This is a genomic window from Pseudomonas sp. DR 5-09 (assembly GCF_001655595.1).
Lineage (GTDB): Bacteria > Pseudomonadota > Gammaproteobacteria > Pseudomonadales > Pseudomonadaceae > Aquipseudomonas > Aquipseudomonas pharyngis.
This window is the reverse complement of record NZ_CP011566.1, coordinates 358,169-375,908: the sequence shown is the minus strand read 5'-3', so window position 1 is coordinate 375,908 and position 17,740 is coordinate 358,169. Positions and strand designations below refer to the sequence as shown.

19 protein-coding genes and 1 tRNA gene are annotated in these 17,740 nt (G+C 60.8%); 12 read left to right on the top strand and 8 right to left on the bottom strand.

The window, feature by feature from the left end:
* The first annotated feature begins 18 nt into the window (after positions 1-18).
* The 3 genes from PDR5_RS01680 to PDR5_RS01670 all read left to right on the top strand — a co-directional run bounded on the left by PDR5_RS01680 (position 19) and on the right by PDR5_RS01670 (position 3,607).
* Positions 19-1,338: a S41 family peptidase gene (locus tag PDR5_RS01680; RefSeq protein ID WP_011332024.1), complete on the top strand. Its 1,320-nt coding sequence runs from the start codon at positions 19-21 to the stop codon at positions 1,336-1,338.
* 2 nt (positions 1,339-1,340) lie between these two features.
* Entirely contained in the window at positions 1,341-2,117 is a 777-nt protein-coding gene (locus tag PDR5_RS01675; protein WP_064592831.1) for a divergent polysaccharide deacetylase family protein, read from the top strand.
* A gap of 116 nt (positions 2,118-2,233) precedes the next feature.
* The gene (locus tag PDR5_RS01670; RefSeq protein ID WP_082934350.1) at positions 2,234-3,607 is read left to right on the top strand and encodes a Vps62-related protein; all 1,374 of its coding nucleotides are present in this window, start codon (positions 2,234-2,236) and stop codon (positions 3,605-3,607) included.
* On the opposite strand, the gene PDR5_RS01665 is transcribed toward PDR5_RS01670, so the two are convergent.
* The 7 genes from PDR5_RS01665 to PDR5_RS01635 form a co-directional block, all read right to left on the bottom strand.
* Positions 3,588-4,343, bottom strand: coding sequence for a substrate-binding periplasmic protein (locus PDR5_RS01665; RefSeq protein WP_064592827.1), 756 nt, complete (start codon positions 4,341-4,343; stop codon positions 3,588-3,590). The genes PDR5_RS01670 and PDR5_RS01665 overlap by 20 nt on opposite strands.
* 73 nt (positions 4,344-4,416) lie before the next feature.
* A complete protein-coding gene (gene hisF / locus PDR5_RS01660; protein WP_011332020.1) occupies positions 4,417-5,187 on the bottom strand; it encodes an imidazole glycerol phosphate synthase subunit HisF in 771 nt (256 codons plus the stop codon).
* A 9-nt stretch (positions 5,188-5,196) separates the two neighbouring features.
* Positions 5,197-5,934, bottom strand: a complete 738-nt coding sequence (gene hisA, locus PDR5_RS01655; RefSeq protein ID WP_064363356.1) for a 1-(5-phosphoribosyl)-5-[(5-phosphoribosylamino)methylideneamino]imidazole-4-carboxamide isomerase — start codon at positions 5,932-5,934, stop codon at positions 5,197-5,199.
* A gap of 42 nt (positions 5,935-5,976) precedes the next feature.
* Complete coding sequence (locus PDR5_RS01650; protein WP_011332018.1) at positions 5,977-6,237, bottom strand: DUF2164 domain-containing protein; 261 nt, start codon at positions 6,235-6,237, stop codon at positions 5,977-5,979.
* Positions 6,238-6,876, bottom strand: a complete 639-nt coding sequence (gene hisH / locus PDR5_RS01645; protein WP_007952546.1) for an imidazole glycerol phosphate synthase subunit HisH — start codon at positions 6,874-6,876, stop codon at positions 6,238-6,240.
* Positions 6,876-7,469 (bottom strand): imidazoleglycerol-phosphate dehydratase HisB, encoded by a 594-nt coding sequence (hisB, locus tag PDR5_RS01640; protein ID WP_039764670.1) that lies wholly within the window; start codon positions 7,467-7,469, stop codon positions 6,876-6,878. Before hisB ends, hisH begins: the two co-directional genes overlap by 1 nt.
* A 291-nt stretch (positions 7,470-7,760) precedes the next feature.
* Positions 7,761-9,425: an OFA family MFS transporter gene (locus PDR5_RS01635; RefSeq protein WP_039764668.1), complete on the bottom strand. Its 1,665-nt coding sequence runs from the start codon at positions 9,423-9,425 to the stop codon at positions 7,761-7,763.
* Positions 9,426-9,779: 354 nt separating this feature from the next.
* On the opposite strand from PDR5_RS01635, the gene PDR5_RS01630 reads away from it, so the two are divergent.
* The 5 genes from PDR5_RS01630 (at position 9,780) to PDR5_RS01610 (ending at position 13,990) form a co-directional block, all read left to right on the top strand.
* Positions 9,780-12,002, top strand: coding sequence for an AsmA family protein (locus tag PDR5_RS01630; RefSeq protein WP_064592825.1), 2,223 nt, complete (start codon positions 9,780-9,782; stop codon positions 12,000-12,002).
* Positions 11,999-13,066, top strand: a complete 1,068-nt coding sequence (gene mutY / locus PDR5_RS01625) for an A/G-specific adenine glycosylase (protein WP_064592823.1) — start codon at positions 11,999-12,001, stop codon at positions 13,064-13,066. The genes PDR5_RS01630 and mutY overlap by 4 nt, the downstream gene beginning before the upstream one ends.
* Positions 13,063-13,335, top strand: coding sequence for an oxidative damage protection protein (locus PDR5_RS01620; RefSeq protein WP_007952551.1), 273 nt, complete (start codon positions 13,063-13,065; stop codon positions 13,333-13,335). The genes mutY and PDR5_RS01620 overlap by 4 nt, the downstream gene beginning before the upstream one ends.
* A 104-nt stretch (positions 13,336-13,439) precedes the next feature.
* Positions 13,440-13,515, top strand: a tRNA-Phe gene (locus PDR5_RS01615).
* A gap of 136 nt (positions 13,516-13,651) precedes the next feature.
* Entirely contained in the window at positions 13,652-13,990 is a 339-nt protein-coding gene (locus PDR5_RS01610) for a hypothetical protein (protein WP_064592821.1), read from the top strand.
* Here PDR5_RS01610 and PDR5_RS01605 read toward each other — a convergent pair.
* Positions 13,987-14,436: a hypothetical protein gene (locus PDR5_RS01605; RefSeq protein WP_064592819.1), complete on the bottom strand. Its 450-nt coding sequence runs from the start codon at positions 14,434-14,436 to the stop codon at positions 13,987-13,989. The genes PDR5_RS01610 and PDR5_RS01605 overlap by 4 nt on opposite strands.
* A 260-nt stretch (positions 14,437-14,696) precedes the next feature.
* Between PDR5_RS01605 and PDR5_RS01600 the strand changes: the two genes are divergently transcribed.
* The 4 genes from PDR5_RS01600 to PDR5_RS01585 all read left to right on the top strand — a co-directional run bounded on the left by PDR5_RS01600 (position 14,697) and on the right by PDR5_RS01585 (position 17,689).
* Complete coding sequence (locus PDR5_RS01600) at positions 14,697-15,755, top strand: PDDEXK nuclease domain-containing protein (protein WP_064592817.1); 1,059 nt, start codon at positions 14,697-14,699, stop codon at positions 15,753-15,755.
* Between the two features lie 69 nt (positions 15,756-15,824).
* On the top strand, positions 15,825-16,796 hold the full coding sequence (locus PDR5_RS01595) for an alpha/beta hydrolase family protein (RefSeq protein ID WP_064592815.1): 972 nt from the start codon (positions 15,825-15,827) through the stop codon (positions 16,794-16,796).
* Between the two features lie 20 nt (positions 16,797-16,816).
* Positions 16,817-17,230, top strand: a complete 414-nt coding sequence (locus tag PDR5_RS01590) for a hypothetical protein (protein ID WP_064592813.1) — start codon at positions 16,817-16,819, stop codon at positions 17,228-17,230.
* A gap of 6 nt (positions 17,231-17,236) precedes the next feature.
* Positions 17,237-17,689, top strand: coding sequence for a hypothetical protein (locus tag PDR5_RS01585; RefSeq protein WP_039764661.1), 453 nt, complete (start codon positions 17,237-17,239; stop codon positions 17,687-17,689).
* The last annotated feature ends 51 nt before the right edge of the window (positions 17,690-17,740 follow it).

Sequence of the window (17,740 nt, the reverse complement as noted above, 5' to 3'; positions counted from 1 at the left end):
TTCAGGAGTTCGTTCGACATGCTGCATTTGTCCCGCCTTACCTCGCTGGCCCTGACGATCGCCCTGGTGATCGGCGCGCCTCTGGCGTTTGCCGCTCAACCGGCTCCGGCCGTCGCTCCGGCAGGTACTGCCGCGACTTCCAAGGCGCCGTTGCCGCTGGAAGAGCTGCGCACCTTTGCCGAGGTCATGGACCGGATCAAGGCCGCCTACGTCGAACCGGTGGACGACAAGACCCTGCTGGAAAACGCGATCAAGGGCATGCTCAGCAACCTTGATCCGCACTCCGCCTACCTGGGCCCTGAAGACTTCGCCGAGTTGCAGGAAAGCACCAGCGGTGAGTTCGGTGGTCTGGGCATCGAGGTCGGCGCCGAAGACGGCTTCATCAAGGTCGTGTCGCCAATCGACGACACCCCGGCGTCGAAGGCCGGCATCCAGGCCGGCGACTTCATCGTCAAGATCAACGGGGCGCCGACCCGCGGCCAGACCATGACCGAAGCCGTGGACAAGATGCGCGGCAAGATCGGCCAGAAGATCACCCTGACCCTGGTGCGCGACGGCGGCACGCCGTTCGACGTGACCCTGGCCCGCGCGGTGATTCAGGTGAAGAGCGTCAAGGCGCAACTGCTGGAATCGGGTTACGGCCTGATCCGCATCACCCAGTTCCAGGTCAAGACCGGCGAGGAGGTCTCCAAGGCCCTGGCCAAGCTGCGCAAGGACAACGGCAAGAAGCTCAACGGCATCATCCTCGACCTGCGCAACAACCCGGGTGGTGTGCTGCAAGCGGCGGTGGAAGTGGTCGATCACTTCATCACCAAAGGCCTGATCGTCTACACCAAGGGCCGAATCGCCAATTCCGAACTGCGCTTCTCCGCCACCGGCAAGGATGAAAGCGAAGCGGTGCCGATGGTCGTGCTGATCAACGGTGGCAGTGCCTCGGCTTCGGAAATCGTCGCCGGCGCCCTGCAGGATCAGAAACGCGCCGTGGTCATGGGTACCACCAGTTTCGGCAAGGGCTCGGTGCAGACCGTGCTGCCGCTGAACAACGACCGCGCGCTGAAGATCACCACGGCGCTGTACTTCACGCCGAACGGCCGCTCGATCCAGGCCCAGGGCATCGTCCCGGACATCGAAGTGCGCCGCGCCAAGATCACCAACGAGGCGGACAGCGACTACTTCAAGGAAGCCGACCTGCAAGGTCATCTGGGCAACGGTAACGGCGGCGCGGACAAACCGACCGGCTCTGGCGGCAAGGCCAAGGCGATGCCGCAGGATGACGACTACCAGTTGGCCCAGGCCCTGAGCCTGCTCAAAGGCCTGAGCATCACGTCCGGCCGTTGAGGATGTCTTTGCGTTTCCTCTTTGTCCTGCTGTGCTGTCTGGCGGGTGCTGCTCACGCAGAACCTGCCGGAACCACACCTCAAAAAGCCTACCTGACGCTGATCATCGACGACCTGGGGCAGAACCTGCCCCGGGATCGCCGCGTGCTGGCCCTGCCCGGCCCGGTCACCACAGCGATCATGCCCGACACCCCGCACGCCACCGAATTCGCCCGCGAAGCCCATCGCGCCGGCAAGGTCGTGATCCTGCACATGCCGATGGACCCGGCCACCGGCCCGTTCGCCTGGCATCCCGAACTGCCCATCGAAGAACTCGAAAAAAGGCTGAATGCCGCGTTCAAAATGGTCCCCTACACCGCCGGTATCAACAACCACATGGGCAGTCGCATGACCGCACAGCCGGTGGCCATGGCGTGGTTGATGGGCGAGTTGCAGCGCCGCCACAAGTTCTTCGTCGACAGCCGCACCAGCGCGCAGACTGTGGCAGCGCAGCAAGCGCAAAAGATCGATCTGGCGAGTGTTTCGCGGGATGTGTTTCTCGATGACGAGCGCACAGAAGCGGCGATCCTGACTCAATTGCAGACAGCGATCAGTCTGGCGCACAAACAGGGTTCGGCCGTGATGATCGGGCACCCTTATCCACAGACGCTGGCAGTGCTGGAGCGGGAACTGCCGAAGCTGAAAGCCCAAGGCATCGAGTGGATCGACATCAAGCAGATGATCAGTGTGCGCAGCAATCGCGCCACGGCCGCGCATGGCAAAGACGGGATTTATCGGTAACAAACCGACACACGCCCATAAATAGTTACCGCCTGACGCCTGCCCTCTTTCCGGATAGTCAGACCTGCCACAGGTCGCAACTCTTTCGAGCTGCCATTCAATTATCAGGATTGACTATGACTACCAACGACAATGCTTCATTGCGAGACAGGCCAATGGAGCCGATCAGGCTCGACAACCTGCTGATCAACTTCACCAGCGAATTCAACCGTATCTGGAACAGCAACGGCACACGGGCCAGGCCCGCCACCTTCTGGCGCCCTGCGCCGGCCCCCGATCTTCTGCCGGGATACTTTCCGCTGGGAGACATCCTCATCCCCAACACCACCTCCATCAACGGCGAAATTGTCGCCGCAGTGGTCTGCGAGGCAACGTTACAAGACGACGGTAACATCAGGGGCAAAGCACTCAGCCGCCCCACCGACTTCGAACTTGTCTGGAAAGAATCCGGATCGGGAGCCGCCACGCGCACTTCGATCTGGCGCCCGATCGCGCCGCAAGGCTATGTCGCGCTGGGTATGACCTGCTCCAGCGATCACGGCAAACCCTCACTCAACGCCATCCGTTGCGTCAGGGCCGATCTGGTCGTTGCTGCCGACCTCGGCGATCTGCTCTGGGATGACAAAGGCAGTGGTGCAAAGCTGAACTTCAGCGCCTGGAGCATTGATCCCCCGACCGCCGCGGCGGGCGAAATCTGCTTTGCGCCCGGCACCTTCATCGGCGCCCCGAGCCACAACAAACCGGCAACCGGCCCTTTCGCGTATGCATTACGGATACCGATTCCGGTTCAAGTCAGCGTACCTGCAGAAGCTCCGGTACTGACTGCACACATGAATCCCGAAAGTGCAGTGGCGAGGGTCACGCAGACTGCCCGCCTGCCGTGGTTTGCAGTCAGGGATTACGCTCAACCCAATGATGGATTTCACCATTCGCGTTACTACGATCTGAAAAGAACCGACCAATATGTGCTGGTCGGGTACGGCCGAAATGCCACGGAGCAGGCTCAGTCGATCAAATGGAAAGCGCCAAGGGCGCAAAATGCCGCGGCCATGCGGCTATTCAATCGCCATACCGCCGTGGAATTCACCAAAGCCTGGCCGGCTGCGATGCCCAGTGATATCCGGGCAACAAAGTTCTCGGCGTGCCTGCCGCGGGATTTCACTCACACCGAAACGTCCTCCAGCGAGTGGAGCGAATCAGGCTCTCGGGTCGTCATCGCCATGGCGGCGAAACTCAAATCGGTCGCGGTGTATCAGATGGAAAGTCACTACGAGCTGGTCCGGGAGGATGGCACTGAAGTCACCGTCCCGCTTGGTTACACCGATGACACCCGCCTGGTCATGAGTGAATACCCGCCAGAAGCCGTCGAGACAGCAACCCCAATGCCTGTCATGGCGGCAAACCCATCGACAGAAACCATCACGAGCGGCGCCGGCGTTGTTGCGCAGTCGTCGCCGGGCTCGTCGACTGCTACAGATAGCGCCCCATGATTTCGTCGACCACGCCTTCCTTGCGCATCTGATCGAGCGCGGCTTGAAGCTTGGCAACGGCTTCGTCCGGCACGTCCTTGTTCAGCGCCAGATAAAGCTCGGCACTGTTGAAACGCAACACGGTTTTGAGCCCGGCTACCCCTTCCTGGCGCGCCAGATAGCGTCCGGCCGGGTCGCCGGTGGCCCACAGGTCGATCTGGCCGCTGACCAGTTTTCTGGCGTTGTCCTGATCGCGCAGGACCACTGCCGGCTTCAGCCCCTGCTTGGTCAGGGTCTCGGCAATCGCATCGCCCTTGTAGGCGCCAATCTTGTATTTGCGCGCGTCGTTGAGGGTTTCGAGGGTGATCTTGCTGTCGGCCTTGGCCAGCATGACCCAGTCGTCCGGGCCGATCGGGCCGACCCATTTGAAGAGTTTTTCGCGGTCCGGCAGACGCGCCATGACGAACGCACCGTAACCGGGATTCTCCAGTGCCAGCTTGTAGACCCGCTCCCAGGGGAAACGCAGGGTCAGGCTGTAAGTGATGCCGGCACGCTTGAACATCTCGCGCACGATGTCCGTGGCGATGCCGTTGATGTTTTCTTCCTGGGCGAAATTCTTGCCGTTCTTCGCCATGTTGTACGGCGGGAAGTTTTCGGTGAGGAGCACCAGATCGGTGTCGGGACTTTCTTCGGCGTGGCCGTTGTTGATCAACAACACGGAGGCACTGGCGAGGGCGAGAAGCAGGCGTTTGATCATGTCGGGCTACCGAAATCCATGGCGTGCCCAAGAGTGCCTTGGGTACGCCATGCTGTCCACTGGCCTGTATTGTTTAACGCATCACGATGCCGCGTTTAGACATGTAAGCCTTGGCTTCCTGAACGGTGTATTCGCCGAAGTGGAAAATACTCGCCGCCAGCACCGCGCTGGCGTGGCCTTCAAGGATGCCGTCAGCCAGATGCTGCAGGTTGCCGACGCCACCGGAAGCGATCACCGGAATGCCCAGCGCATCGCTGATGGCGCGGGTCACACCGAGGTCGAAGCCGTTTTTCATGCCGTCCTGATCCATGCTGGTCAGGAGGATTTCACCGGCACCCAGGCCTTCCATTTTTTTCGCCCACTCGACCGCGTCGAGGCCGGTCGGCTTGCGGCCGCCGTGGGTGAAGATCTCCCAGCGCGGGGTTTCGCCCGGGCCCGAAACCTTCTTGGCGTCGATGGCGACGACGATGCATTGCGAGCCGAAATGCTGCGCCGCTTCGCCGACGAATTCCGGGTTGAACACGGCAGCGGTGTTGATCGACACCTTGTCCGCACCGGCGTTGAGCAGGTTGCGGATATCCTGCACGGTCCGCACGCCGCCGCCGACGGTCAGCGGGATGAACACCTGGCTGGCCATGCGCTCGACGGTGTGCAGGGTGGTGTCACGGCCATCGACGCTGGCGGTGATGTCGAGAAAGGTAATCTCGTCGGCACCCTGCTCGTCGTAGCGACGGGCGATTTCCACCGGATCGCCGGCGTCACGGATGTTCTCGAACTTCACACCTTTGACGACCCGGCCGTTGTCCACGTCCAGGCAAGGGATGATGCGTTTGGCCAGCGCCATGGTCAGTCCTCAGCCTTGGTACGAGTCGCAGAAAGCTTGCGCTTCAGCGACGTCGAGAGTGCCTTCGTAAATCGCCCGGCCGGTGATGGCACCGATGATGCCCGGTGCCTTGGCGTCGAGCAGCGACTTGATGTCACCCAGGTTGTGAATGCCGCCGGATGCGATCACCGGGATCTTCGTGGCAGCAGCCAGCGCAGCGGTGAACGGCACGTTGCAGCCCTGCATCATGCCGTCTTTGGCGATGTCGGTATAAACGATCGAGGACACGCCGTCGGCTTCGAACTGCCTGGCCAGGTCGATGACTTGCACGGTGCTGATTTCAGCCCAGCCATCGGTGGCGACAAAACCGTCTTTGGCATCCAGACCAACGATGATCTTGCCCGGAAACGCACGGCAGGCTTCAGCAACGAACGCCGGATCCTTCACCGCTTTGGTGCCGATGATCACGTAGCTGACGCCAGCCTTGACGTAATGCTCGATGGTTTCCAGCGAACGGATGCCGCCGCCGATCTGGATCGGCAGAGTCGGGTAGCGCTTGGCGATCGCGGTCACCACTTCGCCGTTGACCGGCTGGCCTTCGAAAGCACCGTTCAGATCGACCAGATGCAGACGACGGCAGCCGCCCTCCACCCACTTGGCAGCCATGCTCACCGGGTCATCGGAGAACACTGTGGAATCTTCCATGCGGCCCTGGCGCAGACGTACGCAGGCACCGTCTTTGAGATCGATAGCGGGAATAATCAGCATCTGGCAAACCTTCAAATTTGAATGTTCAGCTTGGCTCGGAAATCAGTTTTTCTCGAGCGCCCACAGGTCGCTTTCGATGCTTTCAAACCGCTCCTTGAGGTGGGTCTGCACATCGAAAATCGCCCTGTTGTAATAGTGCGGAGCAATTTCGCGGGTAAACAGCTCAAGAATTTCCGCCGCCTCGAACGAACCCAGGTCCAGTTCGAAACGATCCTCCATGAACCGCTGAATCTTGCGGTTGGCCTCGCTCTCCTGCTCGGGAGTGAGGGTCAGAATCGGCGGCTTGGATTTCTTGACGGCCATTTACCAGCGACCGTCCCACGCCGCGAAGTTCTGCAGCAATTGCAGGCCATGGGTATGGCTCTTCTCCGGGTGGAACTGCACGGCGAAACGCGAACCTTCGGCCAGTGCCGCAGCGAAATCGACGCCGTAATGACCGCTGCCGACCACCTGCCGCGGGTTGCCGGCGGCGATGTAGTAGCTGTGCACGAAGTAGAAACGCGCCAGGTCCGGAATGTTGTGCCACAGCGGGTGATCCACCGCCTGCTTCACTTCGTTCCAGCCCATGTGCGGGACTTTCAGGTGCTCGCCGTCTTCATGCAGGTCTTTGCCGAAGAACTTCACCGCGCCCGGGAACAGGCCGATGCAGTCGACGCCGTCGTTTTCTTCGCTGGAGTCGAGCAACGCTTGCATGCCGACGCAGATGCCGAGGAACGGACGGTCCTGGCTGACTTCACGCACCAGCGAATCGAAACCGAGGCGACGGATCTCCGCCATGCAATCGCGAATCGCACCGACACCGGGGAACACCACGCGGTCAGCTTCGCGGATCACTGCCGCATCGCTGGTGATCAGCACCTTGCCGGCACCGACGTGCTCGAGGGCCTTGGCCACCGAGTGCAGGTTGCCCATGCCGTAATCGATAACTGCAACCGTCTGCATTACAGGACGCCTTTGGTCGAAGGCATCTGGCCGGCCATGCGCTCGTCCAGCTCTACGGCCATGCGCAACGCGCGGCCGAAAGCCTTGAACACGGTTTCGATCTGGTGGTGAGTGTTGGTGCCGCGCAGGTTGTCGATGTGCAGGCTGACCAGCGCGTGGTTGACGAAGCCCTGGAAGAATTCCTGGAACAGGTCGACGTCGAAGCCGCCAACGGTGGCGCGGGTGTACGGCACGTGCATCTGCAGACCCGGACGGCCGGAGAAGTCGATCACCACGCGCGACAGCGCTTCATCGAGCGGCACGTAGGCGTGGCCGTAGCGACGGATGCCTTTCTTGTCGCCAATGGCTTGCGCGAAGGCCTGGCCGAGGGTGATACCGACGTCTTCCACCGTGTGGTGGTCGTCGATATGCAGATCGCCCTTGCATTGGATATCCAGGTCGATCAGCCCGTGACGGGCGATCTGATCCAGCATGTGCTCAAGAAAAGGAACACCGATATCGAATCGGGCCTTTCCGGTGCCATCAAGGTTGATCGAGGCTTTGATCTGGGTTTCCAGAGTGTCGCGCTCGACAGACGCCTTACGTTCGGCCATCACCAGCTCCGCAAAATCATTGGGCGAAAAAGGCAGCCATTATAGGGGCGCGGGGCCGAAACAGAAACACGATAGGTGGAATGACTGACGGATAGAACCCCGTGCTGTCGGGGATAGACATGTCCATACAAGCCATTTCGGACAGCCCAAAACAACTGTGGGAGCGAGCCTGCTCGCGATGAGGGTCGTACATTCAACATCACTGTCGACTGTCAGACCGCTATCGCGAGCAGGCTCGCTCCCACAGGATTTGGCGCTGACCTGAAGATTTTCAGGCCAGCGCTTGGCTACTTAGTGGAACAGAACCGCCGTCTTCTGCAGGGTCACCCACACACCCCACGCCAACGGAATCCCCACCACCAGCCACGCAGCGATCGCCAACGGCTTGCTGCCCGGCGCGGCTTTCCACTCCAGCACGGTGCTGCCGTCAGCACCCTTGTCGTGGCCCAGCGCCTGTTCGGCCGCCAGTTCAGCGTCGGTCATGAAGTACTTGTCGGCCACCGGGCGCACCAGCAGGTTGCACAGGAAACCCAGCACCAGCAGGCCGGCGAGGATGTACAGGGTGATGTCGTAAGCGGCGGCGCGTTCAACGCCGATGCTCAGCTGATACTCACGCAGGTAGTTCACCAGCACCGGACCCAGCACGCCAGCGGCAGCCCAGGCCGTCAGCAGACGACCGTGGATCGCGCCGACCATTTGCGTACCGAACAGGTCGGCCAGATACGCCGGAACGGTGGCGAAACCACCGCCGTACATCGACAGGATGATGCAGAACGCCGCCACGAACAGCGCAACGTTGCCCAGGTGACCGAGGTTCGGGATCAGCGCGTACAACGCAAAACCCAGTGCGAAGAACACGAAGTAAGTGTTCTTGCGGCCCAGGTAGTCCGAGAACGAGGCCCAGAAGAAACGGCCGCCGATGTTGAACAGGCTCAGCAGACCGGTGAAACCGGCCGCAATTGCAGCGATCGAAGCCAGTTGACCGGCGTCCAACTGACCGAACGGCAGATCGTTACCCAGCAGCTTGCCGCCGAACACTTCCTGCAACAGTGGCGAAGCCATGCCGAGGATGCCGATACCGGCGGACACGTTCAGGCACAGCACCAGCCACACCAGACGGAATTGCGGAGTTTTCCAAGCCACATTCACGTGAACGTGACGGTGGGTGATCATCGCATTCGACGCTTTCTTCGCCGGAGCGGTCCAGCCTTCAGGCTTCCAGCCGGTTGGCGGTACGCGGTACGCCAGCGCGCCACCGATCATGAACACGAAGTAGATCGCGGCCATGGCCACGAAGCTCTGCCACACGCCGACACCGGTTGGCGAAGCGAAATGACTCATCAGAGCGGTCGCCAGTGGCGCACCGACCATCGCGCCACCGCCAAAACCCATGATCGCCATGCCGGTCGCCATGCCGCGCTTGTCCGGGAACCACTTGATCAGGGTCGACACTGGCGAGATGTAGCCCAGGCCCAGACCGATACCGCCGATCACGCCGGAGCCGATCCACATCAGCCAGATCTGGTGGGTATAAATACCCAGCGCAGAAATCAGCAGACCGCCGCACCAGCAAAGTGCCGATACAACACCGGCCTTGCGAGGACCTGCATGTTCGAGCCAGCCGCCCCAGATCGCTGCCGAGCAGCCGAGGAAGATGAAGAACAGGGTGTAGATCCAGCCGAGCATGGAGATCGGCCAGTCGCATTGCGACGAGAAGACTTGTGCGATGAAGCTCATGTCCGGTGCGCAAGCCACCGGAGCAGTGACGCCCAGCGCCTTGGACAGCGGCAACCAGAACACCGAGAAGCCGTAGGCCATGCCGATGCACAGGTGAATGGCCAGAGCGGCCGGCGGGACCAGCCAACGGTTGAAACCGGGCTTGGCGATGATGCGTTCCTTGGACAGGAACCCGGGCTGATCGGCTTTGAAGCCGTCCGCCGTAATGGTCGTGCTCATTGTGTATCCCCCAATTATTAGTATGGTTCGCCAGCCACTGCCCACCCCGGCCTTTATGCACGCAGGCATGACCGTTTTTTGCGGGTGAAGCTCCTTGAAAGCGCGACGTTAAGTCGCAGATGGGCGGACGAACGGGCGAAGGTTACCATTTGCACGTGACAGAAAAACCAAACTGATATCACCTTTTTCATGTCATCTGATCTCAGGACGCCCGGGAACCCCGATGCCGATCGTTGTCGAAGCGCTGTATATCGCGGTTCAACAGCCTTGACGGGGCACCGCGACAGCGAGGGTTGATGCAGCGCTATACTCCCCGGCTAAATTACGAATTCGACTACTTACAAGGACTCGCCCATGAAAGCGTTCGGCAAAATCCTGGGTCTGGTACTTCTCGGGCTGTTGCTGATCATTGTGGCGGCGGGCTTCGCCCTGACCCACCTGTTTGATCCCAACGACTACAAGGACGAGATCCGCCAGATAGCCCGCGACAAGGCCCACATCGAGCTGACGCTCAATGGCGACATTGGCTGGAGCCTGTTCCCGTGGCTGGGCCTGGAACTGCACGAGGCCAGCGTCGCGACCCTGGCCAAGCCTGCCGAACCGTTCGCCGACCTGCAGATGCTCGGCCTGTCCGTGCGCGTGCTGCCGCTGCTGCGCCGCGAGGTGCAAATGAGCGACGTGCGCGTCGAAGGCCTGAACCTGCGCCTGAACCGTGACAAGAATGGTCACGGCAACTGGGAAGACATCGGCAAGGTGCCGGCTCCCGCCGGAAGCACACCGCCTGCGACCGCCGGGGAAGCCTCTCCAGCAACACCGGCCCCGGTGGAAAAACCGGCCCAGCCGATTCGCCTCGACATCGACAGCCTGACCGTCAACAACGCCCGCGTGGAGTACAACGACGAGCTGACCGGCAAGCAATTCAGCGCCGAAAGCATCCAGTTGAGCACCGGCGCGGTTCACGATTCGACCAACATCCCGGTCAAGGCCACCGCGTTCCTCGGCACCAACCAGCCAGTGCTGCGGGTGCGCACCGAGCTCAACGGCGAGCTGCGCTTCGAGCGCGCCCTGCAACGCTACAAGTTCGAAGACCTGAAGCTTTCCGGCGAAGTCGCCGGCGATCCGCTGCAAGGCAAGACCGTGACCTTCGCCGCGCAAGGGCAATTGTTGCTGGACAAAGCCGCCAACGTCGCCGAATGGACCGGCATCAAGCTTTCGGTGAACCAATTGCGTGCTCTGGGCGAGTTGAAGGTCAACGATCTGGACAAGACGCCACAGATCAGCGGCGGAATTTCCATTGCCCAGTTCGACCTGGCGAAATTCGTCGACAGCATCGGCCAGACTTTGCCGGCCATGGCTGAAGGCAGCTTGAGCAAGGTTGAACTGGTCAGCCGTGTCGCCGCGACGCCGACCAGCCTGGCGCTGGACAACATCAACCTGAAACTCGACGACAGCAGCTTCAGCGGCCGTATCGCCGTCGAAGATTTCGCCAAACAATCGCTGCGGGCGGTCCTCAAGGCAGACACCTTCAACGTCGACCGCTACCTGCCGCCGAAATCGGAAAAAGCCAACACCGCTACCCAGGTCCGTCAGGCCGAAGTCGCCAGCACCGAAGCCGATGCGATGGCCGGGGCCGGCAGCACCCCGCTGCCGGAAAAACCGAGCAAAAGCGCCTGGAGCACCGAGCGCCTGTTCCCTGTCGAGCGCCTTAGCAAGCTCGACGTCAACGCCGACCTGACCTTCGGCCAGCTGACCCTCGACAAGTTACCGATCCAGAACGCCGCACTGAAAGCCACCGGCCAGGGCGGCCTGCTGACCCTGGAGAACCTGCGCGGCGAGCTGTACAACGGCGACTTCGAAGCCAAGGGCACGCTGGATGTGCGCCAGACCGCGCCGGTGCTGAACCTGCAAACCCGGATCAACCGGGTGCCGGTGGAGAAAATCCTCGAAAGCCAGGGCAAGAATCCTCCGGTCAAAGGTCTGGTCAATCTCACCAGCACGGTCACCGGCAGCGGCAACAGCCAGCAGGCGCTGATCGAAACCCTCAACGGCAACGCCAGTTTCGTGATCAACAACGGCGTGCTGCTCAACGCCAACCTTGAGCAGCAACTGTGCAAAGGCATCGCCACCCTCAACCGTAAATCCCTGAGCGGCGAACCGCGTGGCAAGGACACACCGTTCCAGGAGCTCAAGGGCAACCTCACGTTCCGCAACGGGGTGGCCAGCAACCCGGACCTGAAAGTGCGCATCCCCGGCATGAGCGTTAACGGTGACGGCGATATCGACCTCAAGGTGCTGGGCATGGACTACCGCGTCGGCATCATCGTCGAAGGCGACACCAGTGCCATGCCGGATCCGGCCTGCCAGGTCGGCGACAAATTCGTCGGCATCGAATGGCCGCTGCGTTGCCGTGGCCCACTGGAACTGGGCGCCAAGGCCTGCCGCGTGGACAACGAACGCATGGGCCAGGTCGCGAGCAAACTGGCCGGCGACAAGCTCAGCGAAAAAATCGACGAAAAACTGGGCGACAAAGTCAGCCCGGAACTGAAAAACGCATTGAAGGGGCTGTTCAAGCGATGAGAGCAGAGCAGTTTTCCACGGCGGTACTGGAATGGTTCGACCGCCACGGTCGCCATGACTTGCCCTGGCAACAGAACATCAACCCATATCGGGTGTGGGTGTCCGAGATCATGTTGCAGCAGACCCAGGTCAGCACCGTGCTCAATTACTTCGACCGCTTCATGGCCGCCCTGCCGACGGTCGAAGCCCTGGCCGAAGCGCCGGAAGACGAAGTGCTGCACCTGTGGACCGGGCTCGGTTACTACACCCGCGCGCGCAATCTGCAGAAGACCGCGAAGATCGTCGTCAGCCAGTACGGTGGCGAGTTTCCCCGGGATGTCGAGAAACTCACGGACTTGCCGGGCATCGGCCTGTCCACCGCCGGTGCGATCGCCAGCATCAGCATGGGCCTGCGCGCGCCGATCCTCGACGGCAACGTCAAACGGGTGCTGGCGCGTTTTACCGCGCAGGAGGGTTACCCCGGCGAGCCGAAGGTCGCCAAGCAACTGTGGGCCAACGCCGAGCGCTTCACGCCGCAGGATCGGGTCAACGCCTACACCCAGGCGATGATGGACCTGGGCGCCACGCTCTGCACCCGCAGCAAACCGAGCTGCCTGCTGTGTCCGCTGAAAAAGGGCTGTGAAGCGCACATGCTGGGGCTGGAAACGCGCTACCCGATCCCCAAGCCGCGCAAAGCCATTCCGCAGAAACGCACGCTGATGCCGATGTTGGCCAACGAGGACGGCGCGATTCTGCTTTATCGCCGCCCGTCCAGCGGATTGTGGGGTGGTTTGTGGAGTCTGCCGGAACTCGACGACCTCGACGATCTGCAACACCTCGCCGCGCAGCACTCACTGGAACTGGGCGAGCAGCAGGCACTGCCGAGCCTTGTCCACACCTTCAGCCACTTCCAGCTGTCCATAGAACCCTGGCTGGTTCAGGTGCAGGAGGCCGGCGGTCACGTGGCCGAGGCCGACTGGCTCTGGTATAACCTCGCCACCCCGCCGCGCCTGGGCCTCGCCGCCCCGGTCAAGACCTTGCTCGAACGCGCGGCCACCGTCTTGAATGCAGGAGAGTCGACATGACCCGCACCGTAATGTGCCGCAAGTACAAAGAACAACTCGAAGGTCTGGAGCGCCCACCGTACCCGGGCGCCAAGGGCCAGGATATTTTCGAACACGTCTCGGCCAAGGCCTGGGCCGACTGGCAGAAACACCAGACCCTGCTGATCAACGAAAAACGCCTGAACATGATGAACGCCGAAGACCGCAAATTTCTTCAGGGCGAAATGGACAAGTACTTCTCCGGCGAGGAATACGCTCAGGCCGAAGGCTACGTTCCGCCTGCAGAGTAAACCCCGCGAAATCGGGGGTCGGATCGTAAGCGACGGAATTAATTTAAGAAATTTTAAAAAAGTGTTTGACGTAAATCCGAAAAACCCTTTTAATGCGCCCCGTTGCCCAGATAGCTCAGTCGGTAGAGCAGGGGATTGAAAATCCCCGTGTCGGCGGTTCGATTCCGTCTCTGGGCACCAAATACCGAAAACCCTGAATCGCAAGATTCAGGGTTTTTTTATGCCTGCGATTTGATCACGGCCCGATTCCGCCCTTCTTGCAGGCCGGAATTGGCGATACGTTGCTCAACCCTTACGGAAGAGGGTCATCACCGCGATGAACCAGAAAAGAACCCGCGTCCCCCTGCCCCATCCTGCGCCACCCGTAAAACGCACCGACTGGCTGATGATCGCTCTCGGCATCGTACTGACCCTCTGCGTAGGCCTGATCACTTATGAAACGGTGAACGGCCTGATTCAGGGCCGCATCGGCAACATGGCACGCGGCAAACGCTTCGCCGTGTATTCGCTGGCCGCACAACCGGTGAATTTCTGGTTCGCCGTCGCCACGCATTGCCTCCTCGCCCTCTTCCTGTCGGGCGCCGCGTGGTTATTGATCTGGCTGGGCCGCACGGCAACGGTCGCGCCATCCCGGCGCGACCGGCAACGTCCCTAGCTGTTGTCGTTCCAGTGGAACACCAGATTACGCGCAGCACCGCCGCCAATTTCCGCCGCATCCCGGCGCGTTTCACCATTGCGGGTCGCGACGACCGTGTATTTGCCGGGCGGTAACTGCACGTAGACCAATGGCCCGGTCTGATTCAGCGTCAGCACGGTCTGGCCGGGGGCTTTCTGAATCATCACGTCGACATCGGCGGTGTATTCGTTTTGCGTACCGACAGCGAAGGTCATGTGCAGGTTGTAGCCCGCGGATTGCTGAATGGCTTTCGACTCATCTTCACCAATCCCGCCGGCCAGATAACGAACACCGTTTTGCTCTTGCTGCTGAACCTGCACAGCGGAATTGTTGATCGGCTCCAGACTCGCAGCCTGCGCCATGAGCGGAAACAGCAATATCGCCGCAGCGGCGACGGGCAGCACGAATGAAAGAACGCGTTTCATGAGGACGACTCCCGGGTTCTCGCGGAACCCAATCGTTACCTCTGTTTAGATTTTGTCTTGCGGGGTGGGTTTTAGAACGATTGGGAGTTGCGGTTGATACGAAAAGGACTACACGCCGTACTCCTCGTTCGCAGACTTCGTCAGCCTGATCTCGCAAAACCCGCCCACTGTTCCTTCAGTGGCATCAGATGCGGCCGGCATCCCCAGGCCAAGGCAATTGGCATGCTCTTGCTTCTGTTCCCCCTGAGCCGGAAGACTTGATGAGCCAACTACAACCTGCTGACACGCAAGATCCAAAAATTGATTCGCTGCTGGGCAACCTGGGCGAACTGATACGAGAGGCGCGGCAGAAAGTGCTGCGAACGGTCGACACGATTCAGGTCCAGACCTGCTGGCAGATCGGGCGACACATTGTCGAGTTCGAGCAACAGGGTGCCCGGCGCGCGGGGTATGGAAAACAGCTTCTGGCTACGTTGGCAAAGGAACTGACTGCGGACTTTGGGAAAGGCTTCGACGTTACCAATCTTCGAAAAATGCGGCAGTTTTATCAGCTCTTTCCAATTCGAGACGCACTGCGTCTCGAATTGAGCTGGACCCATTACCGCAGGATATTGCAGGTCGAAAGCGAACCGGCCCGGCAGTGGTACATGAACGAAGCCGCTGCACAAAACTGGTCAAGCCGCGCCCTTGATCGCCAGATCAACACGCTCTACTACGAACGCCTGTTGCTGAGCCGAGACAAAACCGACGTCTATGCAGAGGCCGCGACCAACATTGCCGCGATGAAAAGCAATCCCCGGGAATTCATCCGCGACCCCGTCCTTCTGGAGTTTCTCGGCCTGCCATCACCGGGCAAACTTCAGGAATCCGAACTGGAACAGGCCTTGATCGACCAGCTCCAGGGATTTCTCCTTGAGCTGGGCAAAGGCTTCGCTTTTGTCGGTCGCCAGCAACGCATCAGCGCTGGCGACGATGACTTTTACATCGACCTCGTGTTCTATAACTACCTGCTCAAATGCTTCGTCATCCTCGATTTGAAGCGCGGCAAACTCAGCGCCCGCGACGTGGGCCAGATGGATATGTACATCCGCATGTACGACGACCTCAAACGCAGCGAGGGCGACGGGCCAACGGTGGGGATCATCCTCTGCGCACAGCAAAATGAATCGGTTGCGCGCTACACGATCCTCAAGGGCAATGAACAACTGTTCGCCAGCAGCTACAAACTGGTGCTGCCGAGCGAAGAGGAGTTACGCGCGGAGTTGAACCGTGAACACACGCGGCTGGAAGAGCGCTTGAGCGAACAGACGGCTGATTGACCGTCGACGGATTGTTCACCGAGCTGGCTGGGACTATCGTTGGCAGCTACTCCGCGAAGGTCGAGAGCCATGGGTTTTCAAGAGACGCACGCACTGGAAGATCCCCAAAACAGAACCGCGCTCGCCAGCGATGTTCAGGACGCACCCTTCCACGAGCCCGCCGCCGACGGCTATCTGCTCGGCGGTTTCACCTGGCGTCACCCTTCGCCGGACCTACAGCGCCCGGTGGTCATCATCAACGCCGCCACATCCGTGCGTTGCCGCCACTACTCGCGCTTCGCGGCGTACCTGTTCGCCAAAGGCTTTGACGTGATCATTTTCGACTACCGCGGCATTGGCGAGTCGCGGCCAAAGTCGATGAGGCATTTGCAGGCTTCGTGGACGGATTGGGGCGCGCTGGATTTCGAGGCGATGCTAAAACGCGCACAGCGGGAGTTTCCCGGTCAGCCGATCGATGTGGTCGGGCACAGCTTCGGCGGCTGCGCAGCAGGCCTGGGGGCGTCCGGACAGGTAATCCGACGACTGGTGACGGTTGGCGCGCAGTTCGCTTACTGGCGCGATTACGCGCCCGGGCATCGCTGGCGGATGTTCGGCAAATGGCATCTGCTGATGCCGCTGGTCACGCTGTTCTGTGGATATTTTCCGGGCAAGCGACTTGGCTGGCTGGAAGACACGCCCGCCGGCGTGGTGCGCGACTGGAGCACACCTGCCGCACGTTATGAGCGGCGTCCGAGCGGTAGAACGATCCGCAACCTGCCCTTCGCCAACGTCCGGGCCAAAGCCTTGGCAATCAGCATCAGTGACGATCCCTACGGCACGATTCCCGCCATCGAACGCCTGCTGGCTTACTTCCACAATGCACAAAAGACCCACCTGCGAATCGAGCCGCAGGACATCGGCGAACAGCAAGTCGGACATTTCGCCTTTTTTCGCAGCGCATACCAAGCCACACTATGGCCCATCGCTCTGACCTGGCTGCAGACCGGCGAACTGGCCTCCGACACACCGGGGTGCGAAATCCCACGCAGCCAAGCCCTTTAACGCACCACGGAACACACACCATGGCTTCCGCCAACAAACAGCAAAAACGCGCCGCCCGGGCCAAGACCAAGGCCAAGCAGAACCGCACTAAACGTGCCGAGGCGCCGGTCGAGCTGGACCCGAACGACGACCGCATCGATTTCGAATCGGTGGACCTGACCGAACTGTTCAAGAAAATGATCGACGCCGAGAAGATCAGCCAGCAGGCCCTGTGCACCGCGTTCCTCGAAGACCCGCTGCTGGAGCTGGTGTACGAGCAGGAAGGCGAAGAAGGCGCGATGGATTTCATCCTCGCCGCGCTGATCGAGTACCGCCAGTGGGCCACCGAGACTGACGAGGCTGGCGCTCTGGCGTGGATCGAATCGCCGGATTTCCAGAAAGACTATGTGGCCGCGTCCGACGCAATCGCCGCACAAACCCAACAGAAAAACTGAGTTCCCATGGCATCCCTGAACAAGCAACAGAAACGCGCCAAACGCGCCAAGGCCAAAGCCAAGCAGATCCGCATGGTCGGTCGCAAACCCCTGGCGCAGGACGATGACCTCGGCCACCTCGCCGAGCCGATCCCGGAATACACCCTGGCGATGTTCAGCAAGATGCGCGACGCCGAAGCCGTCAGCCGCAACGAAATGCTCCTGACGCTGCTGCGTGAACTGGCGTTCATCATCGTCGACCATCCTGAACTGCTGGACATGGAAAACGCCGAGAACGAAGGCATGGCCGCCACTCACCTGGCCGCCGACATGCTGATCGACTACCGCATGTGGGCCGATGGCATGGATCGCGAGACCGCCCAGGCGTGGCTGAGCGAACCGCAGTTCATCAGCGATTTCGGGATTGCGCTGGACACCTACGGTCAGTCGGTGGAAGCGCAGGAAGAGAAGAGCGAATAAACCGCTCGCAGTAACAAAAACGGCCGCTTGTCATCACTGACAGCGGCCGTT

What these genes read in the sequence shown, in the direction of transcription:
- PDR5_RS01585 (WP_039764661.1), top strand. Translation starts at nt 17,237, where the DNA reads ATGGCATCCCTGAACAAGCAACAGAAACGCGCCAAACGCGCCAAGGCC.
- mutY (WP_064592823.1), top strand. Translation starts at nt 11,999, where the DNA reads ATGAGAGCAGAGCAGTTTTCCACGGCGGTACTGGAATGGTTCGACCGC.
- hisH (WP_007952546.1), bottom strand. Translation starts at nt 6,876, where the DNA reads ATGCAGACGGTTGCAGTTATCGATTACGGCATGGGCAACCTGCACTCG.
- PDR5_RS01665 (WP_064592827.1), bottom strand. Translation starts at nt 4,343, where the DNA reads ATGATCAAACGCCTGCTTCTCGCCCTCGCCAGTGCCTCCGTGTTGTTG.
- PDR5_RS01675 (WP_064592831.1), top strand. Translation starts at nt 1,341, where the DNA reads ATGTCTTTGCGTTTCCTCTTTGTCCTGCTGTGCTGTCTGGCGGGTGCT.
- PDR5_RS01670 (WP_082934350.1), top strand. Translation starts at nt 2,234, where the DNA reads ATGACTACCAACGACAATGCTTCATTGCGAGACAGGCCAATGGAGCCG.
- PDR5_RS01650 (WP_011332018.1), bottom strand. Translation starts at nt 6,237, where the DNA reads ATGGCCGTCAAGAAATCCAAGCCGCCGATTCTGACCCTCACTCCCGAG.
- PDR5_RS01600 (WP_064592817.1), top strand. Translation starts at nt 14,697, where the DNA reads ATGAGCCAACTACAACCTGCTGACACGCAAGATCCAAAAATTGATTCG.
- PDR5_RS01635 (WP_039764668.1), bottom strand. Translation starts at nt 9,425, where the DNA reads ATGAGCACGACCATTACGGCGGACGGCTTCAAAGCCGATCAGCCCGGG.
- PDR5_RS01620 (WP_007952551.1), top strand. Translation starts at nt 13,063, where the DNA reads ATGACCCGCACCGTAATGTGCCGCAAGTACAAAGAACAACTCGAAGGT.
- hisF (WP_011332020.1), bottom strand. Translation starts at nt 5,187, where the DNA reads ATGGCGCTGGCCAAACGCATCATCCCTTGCCTGGACGTGGACAACGGC.
- PDR5_RS01595 (WP_064592815.1), top strand. Translation starts at nt 15,825, where the DNA reads ATGGGTTTTCAAGAGACGCACGCACTGGAAGATCCCCAAAACAGAACC.
- hisB (WP_039764670.1), bottom strand. Translation starts at nt 7,469, where the DNA reads ATGGCCGAACGTAAGGCGTCTGTCGAGCGCGACACTCTGGAAACCCAG.
- hisA (WP_064363356.1), bottom strand. Translation starts at nt 5,934, where the DNA reads ATGCTGATTATTCCCGCTATCGATCTCAAAGACGGTGCCTGCGTACGT.
- PDR5_RS01605 (WP_064592819.1), bottom strand. Translation starts at nt 14,436, where the DNA reads ATGAAACGCGTTCTTTCATTCGTGCTGCCCGTCGCCGCTGCGGCGATA.
- PDR5_RS01610 (WP_064592821.1), top strand. Translation starts at nt 13,652, where the DNA reads ATGAACCAGAAAAGAACCCGCGTCCCCCTGCCCCATCCTGCGCCACCC.
- PDR5_RS01630 (WP_064592825.1), top strand. Translation starts at nt 9,780, where the DNA reads ATGAAAGCGTTCGGCAAAATCCTGGGTCTGGTACTTCTCGGGCTGTTG.
- PDR5_RS01680 (WP_011332024.1), top strand. Translation starts at nt 19, where the DNA reads ATGCTGCATTTGTCCCGCCTTACCTCGCTGGCCCTGACGATCGCCCTG.
- PDR5_RS01590 (WP_064592813.1), top strand. Translation starts at nt 16,817, where the DNA reads ATGGCTTCCGCCAACAAACAGCAAAAACGCGCCGCCCGGGCCAAGACC.